Origin of the sequence: Vannielia sp., assembly GCF_029212645.1 — a bacterium.
In the GTDB taxonomy this organism is placed as follows: Bacteria; Pseudomonadota; Alphaproteobacteria; order Rhodobacterales; family Rhodobacteraceae; genus Vannielia.
In genome coordinates, this window is the sequence record NZ_JARGND010000052.1 from 1 (window position 1) to 14,340 (window position 14,340).

General features: G+C 64.0%; 14 protein-coding genes. 6 read left to right on the forward strand and 8 right to left on the reverse strand.

The features are described from left to right. Nucleotides 1-443: 443 nt before the first annotated feature. The 4 genes from rplS (at nt 444) to P1U55_RS13700 (ending at nt 3,328) form a co-directional block, all read left to right on the forward strand. A complete protein-coding gene (gene rplS / locus P1U55_RS13685) occupies nt 444-827 on the forward strand; it encodes a 50S ribosomal protein L19 (RefSeq protein WP_301048179.1) in 384 nt (127 codons plus the stop codon). A gap of 13 nt (nt 828-840) precedes the next feature. Further along, on the forward strand, nt 841-1,062 hold the full coding sequence (gene rpmE, locus P1U55_RS13690) for a 50S ribosomal protein L31 (RefSeq protein WP_301048180.1): 222 nt from the start codon (nt 841-843) through the stop codon (nt 1,060-1,062). A 308-nt stretch (nt 1,063-1,370) separates the two neighbouring features. Further along, nucleotides 1,371-2,810, forward strand: a complete 1,440-nt coding sequence (locus P1U55_RS13695; protein ID WP_301048181.1) for an ATP-binding protein — start codon at nt 1,371-1,373, stop codon at nt 2,808-2,810. A gap of 50 nt (nt 2,811-2,860) precedes the next feature. Continuing rightward, entirely contained in the window at nt 2,861-3,328 is a 468-nt protein-coding gene (locus P1U55_RS13700; protein ID WP_301048182.1) for a hypothetical protein, read from the forward strand. Nucleotides 3,329-3,343: 15 nt separating this feature from the next. Here P1U55_RS13700 and P1U55_RS13705 read toward each other — a convergent pair whose 3' ends face one another. The 6 genes from P1U55_RS13705 to dgcN form a co-directional block, all read right to left on the reverse strand. Then, nucleotides 3,344-4,132 carry a hypothetical protein gene (locus tag P1U55_RS13705; RefSeq protein WP_301048183.1) on the reverse strand — a complete coding sequence of 263 codons (789 nt, stop codon included), beginning with the start codon at nt 4,130-4,132 and terminating at the stop codon, nt 3,344-3,346. Between the two features lie 13 nt (nt 4,133-4,145). Continuing rightward, nucleotides 4,146-6,641: an OmpA family protein gene (locus P1U55_RS13710; protein ID WP_301048184.1), complete on the reverse strand. Its 2,496-nt coding sequence runs from the start codon at nt 6,639-6,641 to the stop codon at nt 4,146-4,148. 134 nt (nt 6,642-6,775) lie between these two features. Then, complete coding sequence (locus P1U55_RS13715) at nt 6,776-7,627, reverse strand: D-amino-acid transaminase (RefSeq protein WP_301048185.1); 852 nt, start codon at nt 7,625-7,627, stop codon at nt 6,776-6,778. Between the two features lie 73 nt (nt 7,628-7,700). Continuing rightward, entirely contained in the window at nt 7,701-8,477 is a 777-nt protein-coding gene (locus P1U55_RS13720) for a metallophosphoesterase family protein (protein WP_301048186.1), read from the reverse strand. 5 nt (nt 8,478-8,482) lie between these two features. Further along, complete coding sequence (dgcA, locus tag P1U55_RS13725) at nt 8,483-9,463, reverse strand: N-acetyl-D-Glu racemase DgcA (protein WP_301048187.1); 981 nt, start codon at nt 9,461-9,463, stop codon at nt 8,483-8,485. A gap of 72 nt (nt 9,464-9,535) precedes the next feature. Further along, on the reverse strand, nt 9,536-10,543 hold the full coding sequence (dgcN, locus tag P1U55_RS13730; protein ID WP_301048188.1) for an N-acetyltransferase DgcN: 1,008 nt from the start codon (nt 10,541-10,543) through the stop codon (nt 9,536-9,538). Between the two features lie 271 nt (nt 10,544-10,814). Here dgcN and P1U55_RS13735 point away from each other — a divergent pair, with 271 nt between their 5' ends. Further along, nucleotides 10,815-11,774, forward strand: a complete 960-nt coding sequence (locus P1U55_RS13735) for an L-malyl-CoA/beta-methylmalyl-CoA lyase (RefSeq protein ID WP_301048189.1) — start codon at nt 10,815-10,817, stop codon at nt 11,772-11,774. 14 nt (nt 11,775-11,788) lie between these two features. Here P1U55_RS13735 and P1U55_RS13740 read toward each other — a convergent pair whose 3' ends face one another. Next, nucleotides 11,789-12,625: a GyrI-like domain-containing protein gene (locus P1U55_RS13740; RefSeq protein ID WP_301048190.1), complete on the reverse strand. Its 837-nt coding sequence runs from the start codon at nt 12,623-12,625 to the stop codon at nt 11,789-11,791. Between the two features lie 120 nt (nt 12,626-12,745). On the opposite strand from P1U55_RS13740, the gene P1U55_RS13745 reads away from it, so the two are divergent. Then, nucleotides 12,746-13,708 carry an acetyl-CoA carboxylase carboxyltransferase subunit alpha gene (locus P1U55_RS13745; protein WP_301048191.1) on the forward strand — a complete coding sequence of 321 codons (963 nt, stop codon included), beginning with the start codon at nt 12,746-12,748 and terminating at the stop codon, nt 13,706-13,708. Nucleotides 13,709-13,721: 13 nt separating this feature from the next. Here the strand turns inward: P1U55_RS13745 and P1U55_RS13750 are convergent. Next, a partial coding sequence (locus P1U55_RS13750; protein WP_366943060.1) for a pyridoxamine 5'-phosphate oxidase family protein occupies nt 13,722-14,340 on the reverse strand: 619 nt, incomplete at its 5' end.

The window sequence follows — 14,340 nt, forward strand, 5'->3', positions numbered from 1 at the left end:
AGCCGCTTGGCGGCGCGAGATGGGCGAGGCGCTGACCCGTGAGCGCCGCCCTGACTTGTGGGCCAAGAAGCAGGGCGACGATTGTTAGAGCCCTGAATAGAATTTCCACTGAGCCCTGCGTTTTTATCGCTGTCGGCGCTTTACGTTGTCCTTGCAGGGCTGGTGATGGGTGGGGAGCACCTCTGCCCTCGCGATAGGCTGTCTTACGGACCCATGCGCAACAAACCCCTTGATCCAAAGGCCTGCGCGGCCTACACAGCCCCGGTCTGCCCCCGAGATTCGGGGAGCGGGCTGTTCCGGGTTTGGGCAACCGAGGCCGGACGCACGAAGCAAAAGTGGCTGAATCCTTCGGTGGGCGCGATCTGGCGGACCCCTTGCAACCCGAAGCTCTGAGGCACGCCAAACCTCCGTGGCATACCACGGGCCAGATAGGAGTAGATCCGATGGATCTCATCGCAGAAATCGAGGCCGAACAAGTCGCCTCGCTCGGGAAGGACATTCCCGATTTCAAGGCCGGCGATACCATTCGCGTTGGCTACAAGGTGACCGAGGGCACCCGCACCCGTGTGCAGAACTACGAAGGCGTTTGCATCAGCCGCAAGAACGGCGTGGGCATTGCCGGGTCGTTCACGGTGCGCAAGATTTCCTTTGGCGAGGGCGTGGAGCGCGTTTTCCCGCTGCACTCGACCAATATCGACAGCATCACGGTTGTCCGCCGTGGCCGCGTTCGTCGCGCCAAGCTGTACTACCTGCGCAGCCGTCGCGGCAAATCCGCCCGGATCGCCGAAGACACCCATTACAAGCCCAAGTCGGGCGCTGAAGCGTAAGGAAAGCGGAGCCATGAAACAGGACCTGCACCCCGAATACCACGTGATCGACGTCAAGCTGACCAACGGCGACGTGATCCAGATGAAATCGACCTGGGGCAAAGAGGGTGACACGCTGTCGCTCGACATCGACCCTTCGGTTCACCCGGCCTGGACTGGCGGCAACGCCAAGCTGATGGACACCGGTGGCCGCGTGTCGAAGTTCAAGAAAAAGTACGAAGGCCTCGGCTTCTAAGCCCAGCTCCTTTGGAAGAGATCCGAAACGCCGCTCAGAAATGGGCGGCGTTTTGCTGTTTGTGGGGGTTCGCCCTGATCACAGCTTCGTGATCGCCACCCTGGTAACAGCATTTCACATAATGCGGCGCCCGGATGCCTTTTAGAATAAAACAACAATCTCAGATTATGACAAAATGCACGTTAAGCGCCTCGGCGCATTGATCACCTCAACTGCCGGTGGTAGCGTTGGAATGGGTAACGGAGAAGGCACGAACTTTTGATTGGAGATGCGCGTTTGCTGGCGCGGGTCTTTGTGCCGATTAATGAATGAAAGAAGCCGGAAGGTTCTACGGGCACATTGATGCCATGCGCCAGGTTCAAAAGCTGCGCAGCTTTGAATTTGGGGCGCGCATGCTGCTTATGCTGGTCGGCGCGGTCTTTACCTGGGCATTGATCGGTCTGACGGTCGTGATCTGGTGGGCAATCGCCTATTTCGCCTGCGTGGCCATTGAAAAAGCGCTTCTGCACTTCAATCCAGAGGCTGACTCGCGGCGTTTCTTTGCGCTGGTGCTGGTGGTCTCGTTCATTTCCGCATCGGTCTATGCGTTTCTGCCGATTTACCTGTGGCTGCACCCCAATGAGATTTACAAGTTTGGCACTGTCACCCTTGTGGTGACGGCGATGATCAACGTGGTATTGATCCGGGCGCAGGTTTGGCAAGTGTCGGCGGCCTATACGATCCCGATTGCGCTGACCTTTCTGACGATGGCCAGCACTTACTGGCAGGGCCCTTTTGGCGGCATGTATTTTTGGATGGCGATCACGGTCAGCCTGCTCATCTTCGCTTACTTCCTGGTTGCGGTGCGAGGGTCGTTCCTGACACAAAAGCGGCTGCTTTCCACGCAGAAGCAGTTTTTCGAGTCGCAGAAGAAAGAGAGCATTGGCACCCTGGCGAGCGGGATTGCGCATGATTTCAACAACTTGCTGAACGTTGCGCAGGGCAATCTGGAACTGCTGCGCGAAACCCCGGATGGGCCGGAGCGCGATGTGTTCATCGAAGAGGCACTGGCGGCCTGTTTGCGCGCGGCGGCGCTGACGCGCCAGCTTTCGGCGTTGGGGCGCAAGGGAACGCCCGCGCCGCAAAAGGTGCGCCCGATCAAGGCGCTGGAAGAAACGCTGCAGTTGGTCTCCCGCGTGGTGCCGGCAACGATTGAGCTGAGCAACAGCGTAGAGCCGGGGCTGCCGCAAGTGCGGGTGGACGAAACCACCTTTCAGGCAGCGCTCCTCAACCTTGCGATCAACGCCCGCGATGCGATGCCGAGCGGCGGCAAGATGGAGTTCACGGCCAGGTTGCTACGCCGCGAGGATGAGCGGCCTTACGGGCTGGACCGGGAGCCCTATGTGGCCTTTACGGTCGCCGACACCGGCACCGGGGTGGACACGCGGGTAATGGGCCGGATCTTTGATCCGTTCTTCACCACCAAGGCCAAGGACCAAGGCACCGGGCTGGGCCTCGCGATGGTAGATGGCTTTGCGCGCCAGTCGGGCGGGATTGTTCATGTGGAAAGCACACCGGGGGCGGGCAGCCGCTTTACCATTTACCTGCCCGCGGTGGGGATGCGCGGCACCATCCCGCCAATGACCCTTCCGCAACCTGCCAAAAAGGCTGTGAAAGAAACGCCGGGGATACGGCTGGGCGGGTTCAGCGGTGCGCCGCAACCGATGGCCGCGATGGTCCGCACGCCACCCCAAAGGCGCACGGCCTGAGCCGACAGGGCCCCTCTTGCGCAGGCCGCGCCCTGCGTTAGGCTTGCCCTATGAAACCCTTTGTTTTTCCGCTGGTGCTTATGGCCCTGATGCAGCCGCTTTATGGCCAATCGCCCGAAAATGCGGAGCCGCCCCTGCCCGCTGATCTGTTTGCGCATCTGGCGGCAAACACCTGGGCCTTTCCCAATGTGGATGACATGCATTGTGACGAAAACCCCCATGAGGTGCGGTTTGATTCGGCGCGCAGCACGGCGTGGTTCACTTGGCGCGGGCCGATGGTGAACTACCTTGGCGAGCCGGATCAGGAGGGCGGGTATGATGTGATCGAAAGCGATGAAAGCTCGATCACCCTTTCGCTGCACGGCGAGCAGAGGATGACCGAGGCGGGCCACCCTGTGGTGTGGATTTTGCGGATGCTCGACGGTGGTGAGGCCTATTGCTGGGACCGCACCGATTGGTCACCGCCGCGCTGCACCCATTTGCATGTGCGCTGCCATGGCCCGGCCCCGATGAGCTAGGCGCGCGCGATTGCCTTACTCGTCGTATAGGCCGCCCTTGCTGACGCGCTTGGAAAAATCGGTTTCGCCGCCGGTGGCCAGAAGCGCGGCCTGTTCAACCCAGTTGTCGCGGGTGACGCGGCCTTTGAAGCCGACCAGATTGGCATTGACCCAAGCGACCTCATCGGCGGACCAGTTGGCGATTTGATCAAAGTGATACACGCCCATTTCGTGCAGCTTGGCCTCAAGCTTGGTGCCGATGCCCTTGATCATTTTCAAATCATCGCCGCCGCCCTCGCGTGGGCCATCGAACAGCGCGGGCTTTTCGCCTTCGTCCGCGCCTTCAAGCTTACCGTCGCCATCATAATCGGGGGTTTGCTCGCCGACCGCCGGATCAATCGCATCCTGCGCGGCAGGGGCGCTTGCATTCAGGACATCGGCGGGCGCTTTGGGCTTGCCGCTGGTTTCATCGAAGGCGCGCAGTTCGTCATCCTCGGCCTCGAACGCGGGCAAGGGCGCGGTAAAGGCGGCCTCGCCGCGCAGCGCATCCAGCTCCAGCTCCATTTCCTTGAGGCGGGCATCCTTTTTCTCGCCATCCGAGCGGCAGCCTTCAAGGCGCTGGGCGGCCTCGTCACGCTCATGGCGCAGGCGGGCGATGGTTTCGTTGGCTTTGGCCAAATCATCGGCGGAGGGGCCTTCCCCCGCAACGGCCACCGTGGCGGCAGCGCGGCCCCACATGATGAACCCGGCCAGCAGCCCGACCAGCGCCGCGAGGATCAGCAGAAGCCAGATTTCACTGATAAGAAATCCCCAGTTCTGAAACATTTCGTATCGTCTCCTATTCGCTCCAGCGCAGGGTCGTGCGGCGATTGGCAGCGCGTCCCTCGGGGCTTTCATTATCGGCGATTGGCTCTTCTGCCCCGTAGCCGCGCGGGTTGAGGGCCGAGGCGGGAACGCCCCGTGCGATCAACGCCTGCGCCACCACATCGGCGCGCCGGGCGCTGAGGGCTTTGTTGCTTTCAGGGTTTCCGGTGCTGTCGGTATGGCCGCCAAGCTCCAGGGTGTGGCCCGCTTCGGCGCATTGCAGCGCCACGGCGGCCACGGCGTTGACGGCGCGCACAGAGGCGGCATCAAGGCGGAACCCGCCGGTGAGGAAGGCAATGCGCTCGCCCTCCAGCGCGGCCTCGGTGGCGGCGGTGCAGCCTTCGACGGTGGGATCAAGATCAACCACCGGCAGCCAGATGCCGCCGGAAAGCTGCTGCTCGGCCCCGGTGGCGGGGTTGGTGCGCAGGGTGCCATCGGCGGCCTCGGCGGAGGCCACGGTGACAGAGACGCCGCCGCCCAGCGCCTCGGACAGGGCCTTGGCCAACAGATCGCCATCCACGCCGGGCGAGGCGGTGACATTGGCCTGCACGGCACCGTCCTGCAACACTAATTGAAGCGACTCGCTGGATTTGAGCCAGGGGGCGACGCTGGCAAGGGCAGAGCGCATGGCCTCGGCGCCACTGTCATCGCTTTGGGACTGGCCGGGCGCGCCGCCAAGCTGATCGAGGCCCGCGAGGCTGGCAATCTCGGGCGGGGTCATGCCGGAGGGCAGCTTGCCGGAGAGGCTTCCGCCCTCGCTGACAGAATAGGCGAAGGTGAAGGCCGGTGGGGTGCCATCGTCCATCAGATGAAGCGCGGTTTCGGCCGTGAGGCCTGCAGGCAGATCGGCCAGAACGGCGGTGATCGCGGCCTCAGCCTCGGGGTCGGTCGCCTCGCCGGTGAGGGTGAGGCCCTGTTCGGTGAGGAGCATCTCGCCAGACACCATCAGCTCAAGCGCGGCAAGCCCCGGTGGGACCGCATCGGCAAAGCCGTGCGCCTCATCACCGATCCGGGCAACGGCAAGATCACCCGAGGCGATGCTATCCACCCCGGCGGCGGCGGCGTAATCAAAGCCCTCAAGCACGCTGGGCACCTTGCCGGAGGCCTGCCAGGCGCTGCCATCGGCGGGCTTGGTGATGCTGAGCGCGAAGGGCGTGCCATCATCCTCCAGCGCGATTTGCACCACTTGGGGGATGCCTTCGGGCACGCTTTGAAGCGCGGCACGGGCGGCGGCTTCTTCGGTGGGGGTGGGCGCGAGGGCGGTGAGGGTGAGGCGCTCAGGGCCAAGCTCGGCCTGAGCGGTTTTCATCGGGGCCACGGCGGTGAGCAGGGCGCGGGCGGCGGCGGTGAAGCTTTCTTCATCGTCTCCGATGCGGGCAATCTGCACATCGCTGCCTTCAAGCGCGGAGAGGTCTGCCTCGGCCATGGCGGCGGGCAGTTTGCCGCTGGCCTGTGTGCCGCTGGCGGATTTGTCGATCATCAGGGCGTAGGGGGTGCCATCATCGAAAAGCTCAAGCTCGATCAGCGGGGAGACATCGCCCGGCAGCCCCTCGAGCTCGGCGCGGGCGGCGGCGGCTTCTTTGGGAGAAGCGGCCATGCCGGTGAGCGCCAGTGTGCGCCCCTCGATGCGCAGGCGGCCTTCTATGAGGTTCGCCAGAGCGGCCATGCCCGCCTCGGCGCTGGCGACCCAATCCTGGGCATCCTCCCCGATCCGGGCCTGCATGATATTGCCTGCGACAGGGGAGCCATAAGCGCTATCAAGGTCGACCGGCTCCATCGCCAGAGGCAGCTTACCGCCCGCCCATGTGGCATTGCCATTCACGGCCTCGATATCAAGCGCGAAGGGCTTGCCATCATCGAGGACGTCAAGCTCCAGCACGGCGGTGTAGCCCTCGGGCAGGTTGGCCAGAGCGGCCTCAACGGCGGCGGCCTCCTTGGGAGAGGCGACGAGGCCGGTGAGGGTAAGGGTTTGATCCTCCAGCACAAGGTCGCCGCTTTGCATCGCAAGGCTGGCCTCGGCCCCGGCAAGGGCGGCCTCGGTGAAGCCTGCGGGGGCACCGGCACCAAGCGGCAGGGAGGCATTTGGGTAAGCCTCGCCCAGCGCGGTGAGGGCCGCGGCATTGGGCAGGTGGCCTTGCCAGATGGGGCCATCCTCGCCAAGGCTGAGGTGGAGGCGATAGGGCGCGACCTGTGGCAGAACCTCGGCCTCGGAGCGCACGACGCGCTGGCCCGGCACCCGTTCAAGCGCGGCGATAACGCGGGAATGTTCGGCTGCACCGTCGGCGGTGCCGATAAGGGTGATATCACGGCCCGCGACCCTGGCCTGAAGCCCGTGCACCGAGCCTTGCAGCGCCGCCGCAGCCTGTGCGCCGATCCTGGATTCAATCCGGGGGGCAGCGCCAAACCCGGCGTAGAGGCCAAGCACCACAACCCCCCCGATCAAAACAGCGCCACCCATGAGCTTGCTCACGCGTCAAATCTCCCGGTTCCAATGCTTTTTACAGCGCGTGGACATGGTGCCCGCAAGCTGCGCCGCAATGCAAGTGCAAAGGCCCGCTGCGCCCTCCCCCCGGTTTTGCCTGAATGGCGGGGGGAGTGGGCGGCTTAGATCGCGGCCTTTTGCACCTCTTCGAGGTAGATCTCGCGCAGCCGCTTGGTGACACCGCCGGGGGTGCCTGCGCCGATGCTGTCGCCGTCAATCGCCACGACGGGCATCACGAAGGCGGAGGCGGAGGTGAAAAAGGCTTCATCCGCCAGTTTGGCCTCATCAATCGTGAAGGGGCGTTCCTCAACCTGCATCTGGGCTTCGCGAGCAAAGCGCAGCACCGCCGCGCGGGTGATGCCGTGCAGGATTTCATTGCCCAGATGGCGGGTGATGATCTTGCCGCCCTTCACAATATAGGCGTTGTTCGAGGTGCCTTCGGTGACTTTGCCGTCTTCGACCATCCAGGCATCATCGGCGCCGGCCTTCTTGGCCATCATCTTGCCCATGGAGGGATAGAGCAGCTGCACGGTTTTGATATCGCGGCGGCCCCAGCGCTCATCGGGGATCGAGACGACCTTGATGCCCTTTTCCGCCACCGGATTATCGGCCAGCCGCTTTTCCTGATGGAAAAGCACCAGCCCCGGCTCAAGATCATCGGTCCAAGCAAAATCACGGTCGGCCGCGCCGCGGGTGACTTGCAGGTAGATCAGCCCCTCGTCAAAGCCGTTGCGCGCGATCAGCTGGCGGTGGATTTCGAGCAGCTCATCCTCGGTGCAGGGGGCTGACATTTCAAGCTCGGAGAGCGAGCGCCACAGCCGTTCGACGTGGCCATCAAAGGCGATGAGCTTGCCGCCGAGCACCGATGTGACCTCGTAAACCCCATCGGCAAAGAGGAAGGCGCGGTCGAAGATCGACACTTTGGCTTCTTCTTCGGGGAGATACTCCCCGTTGACATAGACGGTCCGGCTCATTGGGTCACTCCTCATGATCTGTTGGGGCTTTCTTCCGCGCTCGGCGCTGCCGCGTCAAGCCAAAGGGCGTGCCTTAGCCGGGCATCCGGCCGGTGGCGAGGGCCTCGGCCCAATCCTTGCGGCCATAGGCGCGGGCCATGGCGACCATGCGGGCGGGGCTGTAGCGGGTGGTGCGGGGTTCAACCTCCCAGCCTTCGCGGCCACGGGCCACCACCGCCCAGCGGGCATCGGGGCTGCCGGTTTCAACGCGGTGGGGCGTGGGCCTGTCATCGGCGTAGGCCGGGCAGCCAACGGAGCCGGGGTTGACGATGAGCGTTCCCCCCACCTCGCGGATGCGCGGCAGGTGAGAGTGGGCGCAAAGCACGAGGCCGGCATCAACATCGCCCAAGAGCGCGCGCACCTCATCATCGGGGCGGTTTTGCAACTGCCCGTCAACGATATGTTCAAGCAGGTAGTCATCATCCTGAGTGGGCTGGGCATGGCAGGCAAACACCATATCGGCCAGCCGGGCGGTGGCCGGGAGGGCACGCAGCCAGCCCCGCGCCGCCGAATCCAGCGCCTCGGCGGTGACGCGATCAGTGTCGGACATGTCCTTGATATCATGGGTGAGCAGGTAGCGATCATGGTTGCCACGGATGCAGAGCATTCCGGGGCGGGCCATCAGCAGATCGGCGGTGCCTGCCGGATCGAGCGGGCCGCTGAGGTGATCGCCAAGGTTGATGATATGCTCGATGCCCTCACGGTCAATCGCCGCCAGCACGGCCTCAAGCGCATCGGCGTTGCCGTGGATATCGGCGATGAGGGCAAAGCGGCCGGGAGGCGGGCCAAGATCGGCGCGGGGTTCCAGCATGGCCGTTATCCCCAGAGCGCGGGTTGGGAGGGGTGAACGCCGAGGCCGTCATAGGCGAGCGGCGGGGTGCGATCTTCGGCCAGCAGGAGCGGGCCATCAAGATCGGTGAAGCCAACCCCCTGGGCCACCAGCACCGCCGGGGCCATCCCTAGAGAGGTGCCGACCATGCAGCCGACCATGATGCCAAACCCCTCGGCCATGGCGGCGCGCTTCAGGGCCAGCGCCTCTGTCAGCCCGCCGGTTTTGTCGAGCTTGATGTTGATGAGGTCGTACTTGCCCTTCATCGCGGCGAGGCTGTCCCGGTCATGGCAGCTTTCATCGGCGCATACCGGCACCGGCTTGATCAGGCCGATCAGCGCATCGTCCTCGTCGGCGGGCATGGGCTGCTCCACCAGCGCCACGCCGAGGCGCAGCAGGTAGGGGGCGAGATCGGTGTAGATTTCGGCTGACCAGCCCTCATTGGCGTCAACGATCAGCCGCGAGCGCGGCGCGCCACGGCGCACGGCCTCAAGGCGGGGCATGTCATCGGGGGTGCCGAGCTTGATCTTGAGCAGCGGGCGGTGGGCGTTTTCACGCGCCGCCAGTTCCATCGCCTCAGGCTCACCTAGCGACAGGGTGTAGGCGCAAATCTCCGGCCCCGGCTGCGGCAGCGCGGCGAGCGCCCAAACCCGCTCGCCCCGGCGCTTGGCCTCCAGATCCCAAAGCGCGCAATCCACCGCGTTGCGGGCGGCCCCGGCGGGCAGAAGGCGGTAAAGGCCCTCACGCGTGAGCTCGCCGGGGAGGGCGCGGATCTGGTCAAGCACGCTCATCACGCTTTCGCCGTAGCGGGCATAGGGCACGCATTCACCGCGCCCCTCGGCCCCGCCCTCGCGGATGCTCACCGTCACCACCTCGGCGGCAACCTTGGTGCCGCGCGAAATGGTGAAGGGCTGCGCGAGCGCGAATTGCTCTGATTTGGCCTCGATCTCCAACGGTGTCTCCCTCATTGGCTTGCCGCCACTTTAGCGGCTTTTCGGCGAAGGGCGAGGCCTGTCACGCGGCGCTCGCCCGATGCGCATTCAGACGCCGACGCCAGGAAGCGCCTGCACCAGCCGCTTGGCCCCCTGGCGGAAGGGATCAACGGTGGGCAGGCCCATTTTCTCTTCAACCTCAGCAAGATAGGCCTCGGCCTCGACGTCGCTCAGGTGCTGGGTGTTGATCGACACGCCAATCACCTCGCAGGCCGGGTTGACCACCCGCGCCATCGCCAGCGCCTGCTCGTGCAGCGCCTCCAGCGTGGGCACGCTGTAGCTTGGCAACCCGCGCATATGCGGGCGGGTCGGTTCATGGCAGAGCACCAGCGCATCGGGCTGGCCACCGTGGATCAGGGCCAGTGTCACGCCGCTGTAGGACGGGTGAAAGAGGCTGCCCTGCCCTTCGATGAAGTCCCAGTGATCACCGTCGTTATCGGGTGAAAGCCACTCGATCGAACCGGCCATGAAATCGGCCACAACCGCATCCACCGGCACGCCTTCACCGGTGATCAGAATGCCGGTTTGCCCGGTGGGGCGGAACGCCGATTTCACGCCCATGTCGCGGGCGGCCTTGTCCATCGCCAGGGTGGTATACATCTTGCCGACCGAGCAATCGGTTCCGACAGCGAGGCAACGCATGCCGCTGCGCTTTTCGCCACTGGCGATGGGGTATTCCACCTCGGGGACGCGCACATCATGCAGGGCGCGGCCATGGGCCTCGGCCAGCGCACTGAGCGATGGCTCGTCGCGCAGCAGGTTGTGCAGGCCAGAGGCAAGGTCCATCCCCGAAATCAGGGCACGCTCCAGCACCTCCATCCACGCGGCGCTGATCTTGCCGCCCCGGTTGGCCACGCCGATCACCAGCGTTTTCGCACCTGCGGCAACGGCCTCTTCGACCGTCATTTCCGTGAGGCCGAGGTTGGCCTTGCAGCCCGGCAGGCTCAACTGGCCAACGGCATTTTCGGGCCGCCAGTCCTTGATGCCCTGCGCCACTTTGGCGGTCAGCGGGTCTGGCGCATCACCGAGGAAGAGGAGGTATGGGGTTTGGATCACGGCGCGTCTCCTTGGGCTGATTTGGGAGGATGCTACCCTGCGGGCACAAGGAGTTTCTGCGGGATATGGGGCCTGAGCCGGAGTTTGCGCGATTTTGTCCCGATCAGGGGCGCTTTTGTGCAAAATCCTCCCGCTCCGCTGGAAACAGAGGCAAAGAACCTCCCGCAGCGGGAATCGCTGCGCTGCGGCACATGGGGCTTGCAGGGGGCTGCGCAATATTCTACCACCCGGCGCAGTGCCCGCGAAATATACTTACCCGGAGAATGAACTCATGTCCTTCCGCCTCCAGCCCGCCACCCCGGCCCGCCCCAACCGCTGCCAGCTTTTTGGCCCCGGCTCGCGCCCGGCAATCTTTGAGAAGATGGCAAGTTCCGAGGCCGATGTGATCAACCTTGATCTGGAAGATTCGGTTGCGCCGGATGATAAGCCCGAGGCCCGCAAGAACATCATTGAGGCCATTGGCGATATCGACTGGGGCAAGAAGCACCTGAGCGTGCGGATCAACGGGCTGGATACACCCTATTGGTATCGCGATGTGGTTGATCTTCTTGAACAATCCTCAGAGCGGCTGGACCAGATCATGATTCCCAAGGTGGGCTGCGCGGCTGACCTTTACGCCGTGGATGCGCTGGTGACGGCGATTGAAACGGCCAAGGGGCGCAAGAAGAAGATCGCCTTTGAGGTGATCATCGAAAGCGCCGCCGGGGTTGCCCATGTGGAAGAGATCGCCGCCGCATCGCCGCGCTTGCAGGCGATGAGCCTTGGCGCTGCAGATTATGCCGCCAGCATGGGGATGCAGACCACCGGGATCGGCGGAACCCAGGAGAATTACTATATGCTGCACGGCGAAACCCGCCATTACAGCGACCCATGGCACTGGGTGCAGACCGCCATTGTGGCCGCGTGCCGCACCCATGGTGTGCTGCCGGTTGATGGCCCGTTTGGCGACTTTTCCGACGATGAGGGCTTTCGCGCCCAATCGCGCCGCTCGGCGACGCTGGGGATGGTGGGCAAGTGGGCGATCCACCCCAAGCAGATTGCGCTGGCCAACGAAGTGTTCACCCCCTCCGCCGAGGCCGTGGCCGAAGCGCGTGAGATCCTCGCCGCGATGGAGCAGGCCAAGAAAGACGGCTTGGGAGCCACGGTTTACAAGGGCCGGCTGGTGGACATTGCCTCGATCAAGCAGGCCGAGGTGATCGTTTCGCAGGCAGAGCTGCTTTCAGCCGGTTAAGGCTGGGGGCGGGGTTACTCGGCCAGCGGCATCACGATTTCCGTGAGCAATGCCTCTGGCGGGGTATCCATCGGCGAATTGTGATAGCGTTCAAACGGCGGCTCTACCGATGAAGGCGCGCGCCCGCTGGTGGGCAGCGCCTCACCGTAGAGATAGCCCCAGGCGGTGGGCAGGCCGGTGTAGGGGCCTTTGTGAGTGATCACCATGACCTTGCAGGGCGCAACTTTGATCGGGTCCAGCCCCTTGGGCACCGCCACCCCATCAGGCAAGACCACCCCGGCGTGGCTGCGCAGCTTTTCCACCGGCACTTCGGTGGGATCATCCCAGAAATAAGCCACGAGCAGCCCCATCTTGTCCTTTAGCCCGGCCTCAAGGCAGGTTTTGATGAGCTTTTCATAGGCCGCGCTGATTTCTTGATAGGCGCCGCTATGGGCCTGTGCTGCGCCGCAAAAGCCCGGCTCGTCGCGATACTCAATTTCATACATTGCAAATTCTCCTTGTTTTTCAGGCAGTAGGGTTGGCGGTGCCACGCGGCGGCGGCGGGTTGCCGAGGGGGTTTCGCCATAAGCGGCGCGGTAGGCGCGGGCGAAGCTTTGGGCATTTGGGTAGCCGCAGTGCCCGGCCACCTCTGGCAGGGGCTGTGCGGTTGTTGCCAAGGCCACCGAGGCGCGATTGAGCCTTGTGCGGCGCACGGTTTCGGCCACGGTTTCGCCAATGAGGCGCTGATAGACCCGGTGGAAGTGAAATCGCGAGAAGGCGGCCACATCGGCGAGGGTATCAAGGCTGAGATCGCCATCGAGATTGGCCGAAATATGGGCCTCCACCCGATCCATCCGCTTGCGGTAGTCCATTGCGACCCCTCACATCCATCACCACATACCCTAAAGCGGCGCGGCGTGACAAATCTTGCTTTGTTGCAAGCCCGGCCTGCATCCGCCATATGAGGGGAAGAGTGCTTGGAGGTCGACCCTGTGAAAAATTATCTCGAATTCGAAAAGCCGCTTGCCGAAATTGAAGGCAAGGCCGAGGAATTGCGGGCGCTTGCGCGCTCAAACGAGGAAATGAAGGTTGAGGATGAGGCGCGCGGGCTCGACAAGAAGGCCGAGGGCCTGCTGCGCGAGCTTTATGGCGATCTGAACCCCTGGCGCAAATGCCAGGTGGCCCGCCATCCCGAGCGGCCCCATTGCAAGGATTACATCGAGGCGCTGTTCACCGAATACACGCCGCTGGCCGGGGACCGGAACTTTGCCGACGATCACGCGATCATGGGCGGCATGGCGCGCCTTGAGGGCCGCCCGGTGGTGGTGATCGGCCATGAAAAGGGCCATGACACCAAAACCCGGATCGAGCGCAATTTTGGCATGGCGCGGCCCGAGGGCTACCGCAAGGCGATCCGCCTGATGGACCTTGCAGACCGGTTCGACCTGCCTGTCGTCACGCTGGTGGACACCCCCGGCGCCTACCCCGGCAAGGGGGCCGAGGAGCGTGGCCAGTCAGAGGCGATTGCCCGCTCGACCGAGAAGTGCCTCAACCTTGGGGTGCCGATGATTTCGGTGGTGATCGGCGAGGGTGGCTCGGGCGGCGCGGTTGCGCTGGCATCGGCCAACCGTTTGGCAATGCTCGAACATTCGGTTTACTCGGTGATCAGCCCGGAAGGCTGTGCCTCGATCCTGTGGAAAGACGCCGAAAAGATGCGCGAGGCCGCCGAGGCGCTGCGCCTCACCGCGCAGGACCTGGCCGAGCTTGGCATTTGCGACAAGATCATCGCGGAGCCGCTGGGTGGTGCACAGCGCCACAAGGATGAGATGATCACCCGTGTGGGCAAGTCGGTTGAGGGCCTGTTGGAGCAGTTGGACGGCAAGAGCCGCAAGGCGCTGCGCAAGGATCGGCGCGACAAGTTCCTGAAGATGGGCTCGAAAGGGCTGGCGGCGTAAGGCGGCTGACGCCTTACCACATGCGCGGTTTGGCGTAGTCTTCATAGCCCGCATCATAGCTTTCGGCATCAAACCCGGCGTCGGCCTCACGCACCATTTGCCCGGCGGTCGGCACGGCTGCGCTTTCATCAACGCCTGACCAGATTTGCGCCCGCATCACCGCCTTGGCGCATTGGAAATAAACCTCACCCACGCGCAGAACGATCACCGCTTTGGGGCGCTTTCCGCCCTTCTCGAACCGCTCCAGAAGCGCGGGATCAACGCTGAGCACCCCCTGCCCGTTCACCCGCACCACGTTGCGGCTGCCGGGAACCATGAACATCAGGCTCATCCGCCCGTCGCGCACGATATTGCGCAGGCTGTCGATCCGGTTGTTGCCGCGCCAATCGGGCAGGGCAAGCTCGGTATCGCTGAGCAGGGTTACGACCGGGCCGTCATCGCCGCGCGGGCTGCCATCAACCCCTTCGGGGCCAACGGTGGAGACCACGCAAAAGCGGGAAGCCTCAATCCACTGGCGATAGAGCAGGGTGATGCGCGGCGCGACCTTGGTAAGCGAGGTGGGCACGGCGGCGTCATAGAGATCTTCCAGCGCCTCGATTGTGGTGATCGTTTGCATGGCGCGCTCTCCTGTG

What these genes read in the sequence shown, in the direction of transcription:
- rplS (WP_301048179.1), top strand. Translation starts at nt 444, where the DNA reads ATGGATCTCATCGCAGAAATCGAGGCCGAACAAGTCGCCTCGCTCGGG.
- rpmE (WP_301048180.1), top strand. Translation starts at nt 841, where the DNA reads ATGAAACAGGACCTGCACCCCGAATACCACGTGATCGACGTCAAGCTG.
- P1U55_RS13695 (WP_301048181.1), top strand. Translation starts at nt 1,371, where the DNA reads ATGAAAGAAGCCGGAAGGTTCTACGGGCACATTGATGCCATGCGCCAG.
- P1U55_RS13700 (WP_301048182.1), top strand. Translation starts at nt 2,861, where the DNA reads ATGAAACCCTTTGTTTTTCCGCTGGTGCTTATGGCCCTGATGCAGCCG.
- P1U55_RS13705 (WP_301048183.1), bottom strand. Translation starts at nt 4,132, where the DNA reads ATGTTTCAGAACTGGGGATTTCTTATCAGTGAAATCTGGCTTCTGCTG.
- P1U55_RS13715 (WP_301048185.1), bottom strand. Translation starts at nt 7,627, where the DNA reads ATGAGCCGGACCGTCTATGTCAACGGGGAGTATCTCCCCGAAGAAGAA.
- P1U55_RS13720 (WP_301048186.1), bottom strand. Translation starts at nt 8,477, where the DNA reads ATGCTGGAACCCCGCGCCGATCTTGGCCCGCCTCCCGGCCGCTTTGCC.
- dgcA (WP_301048187.1), bottom strand. Translation starts at nt 9,463, where the DNA reads ATGAGGGAGACACCGTTGGAGATCGAGGCCAAATCAGAGCAATTCGCG.
- P1U55_RS13735 (WP_301048189.1), top strand. Translation starts at nt 10,815, where the DNA reads ATGTCCTTCCGCCTCCAGCCCGCCACCCCGGCCCGCCCCAACCGCTGC.
- P1U55_RS13740 (WP_301048190.1), bottom strand. Translation starts at nt 12,625, where the DNA reads ATGGACTACCGCAAGCGGATGGATCGGGTGGAGGCCCATATTTCGGCC.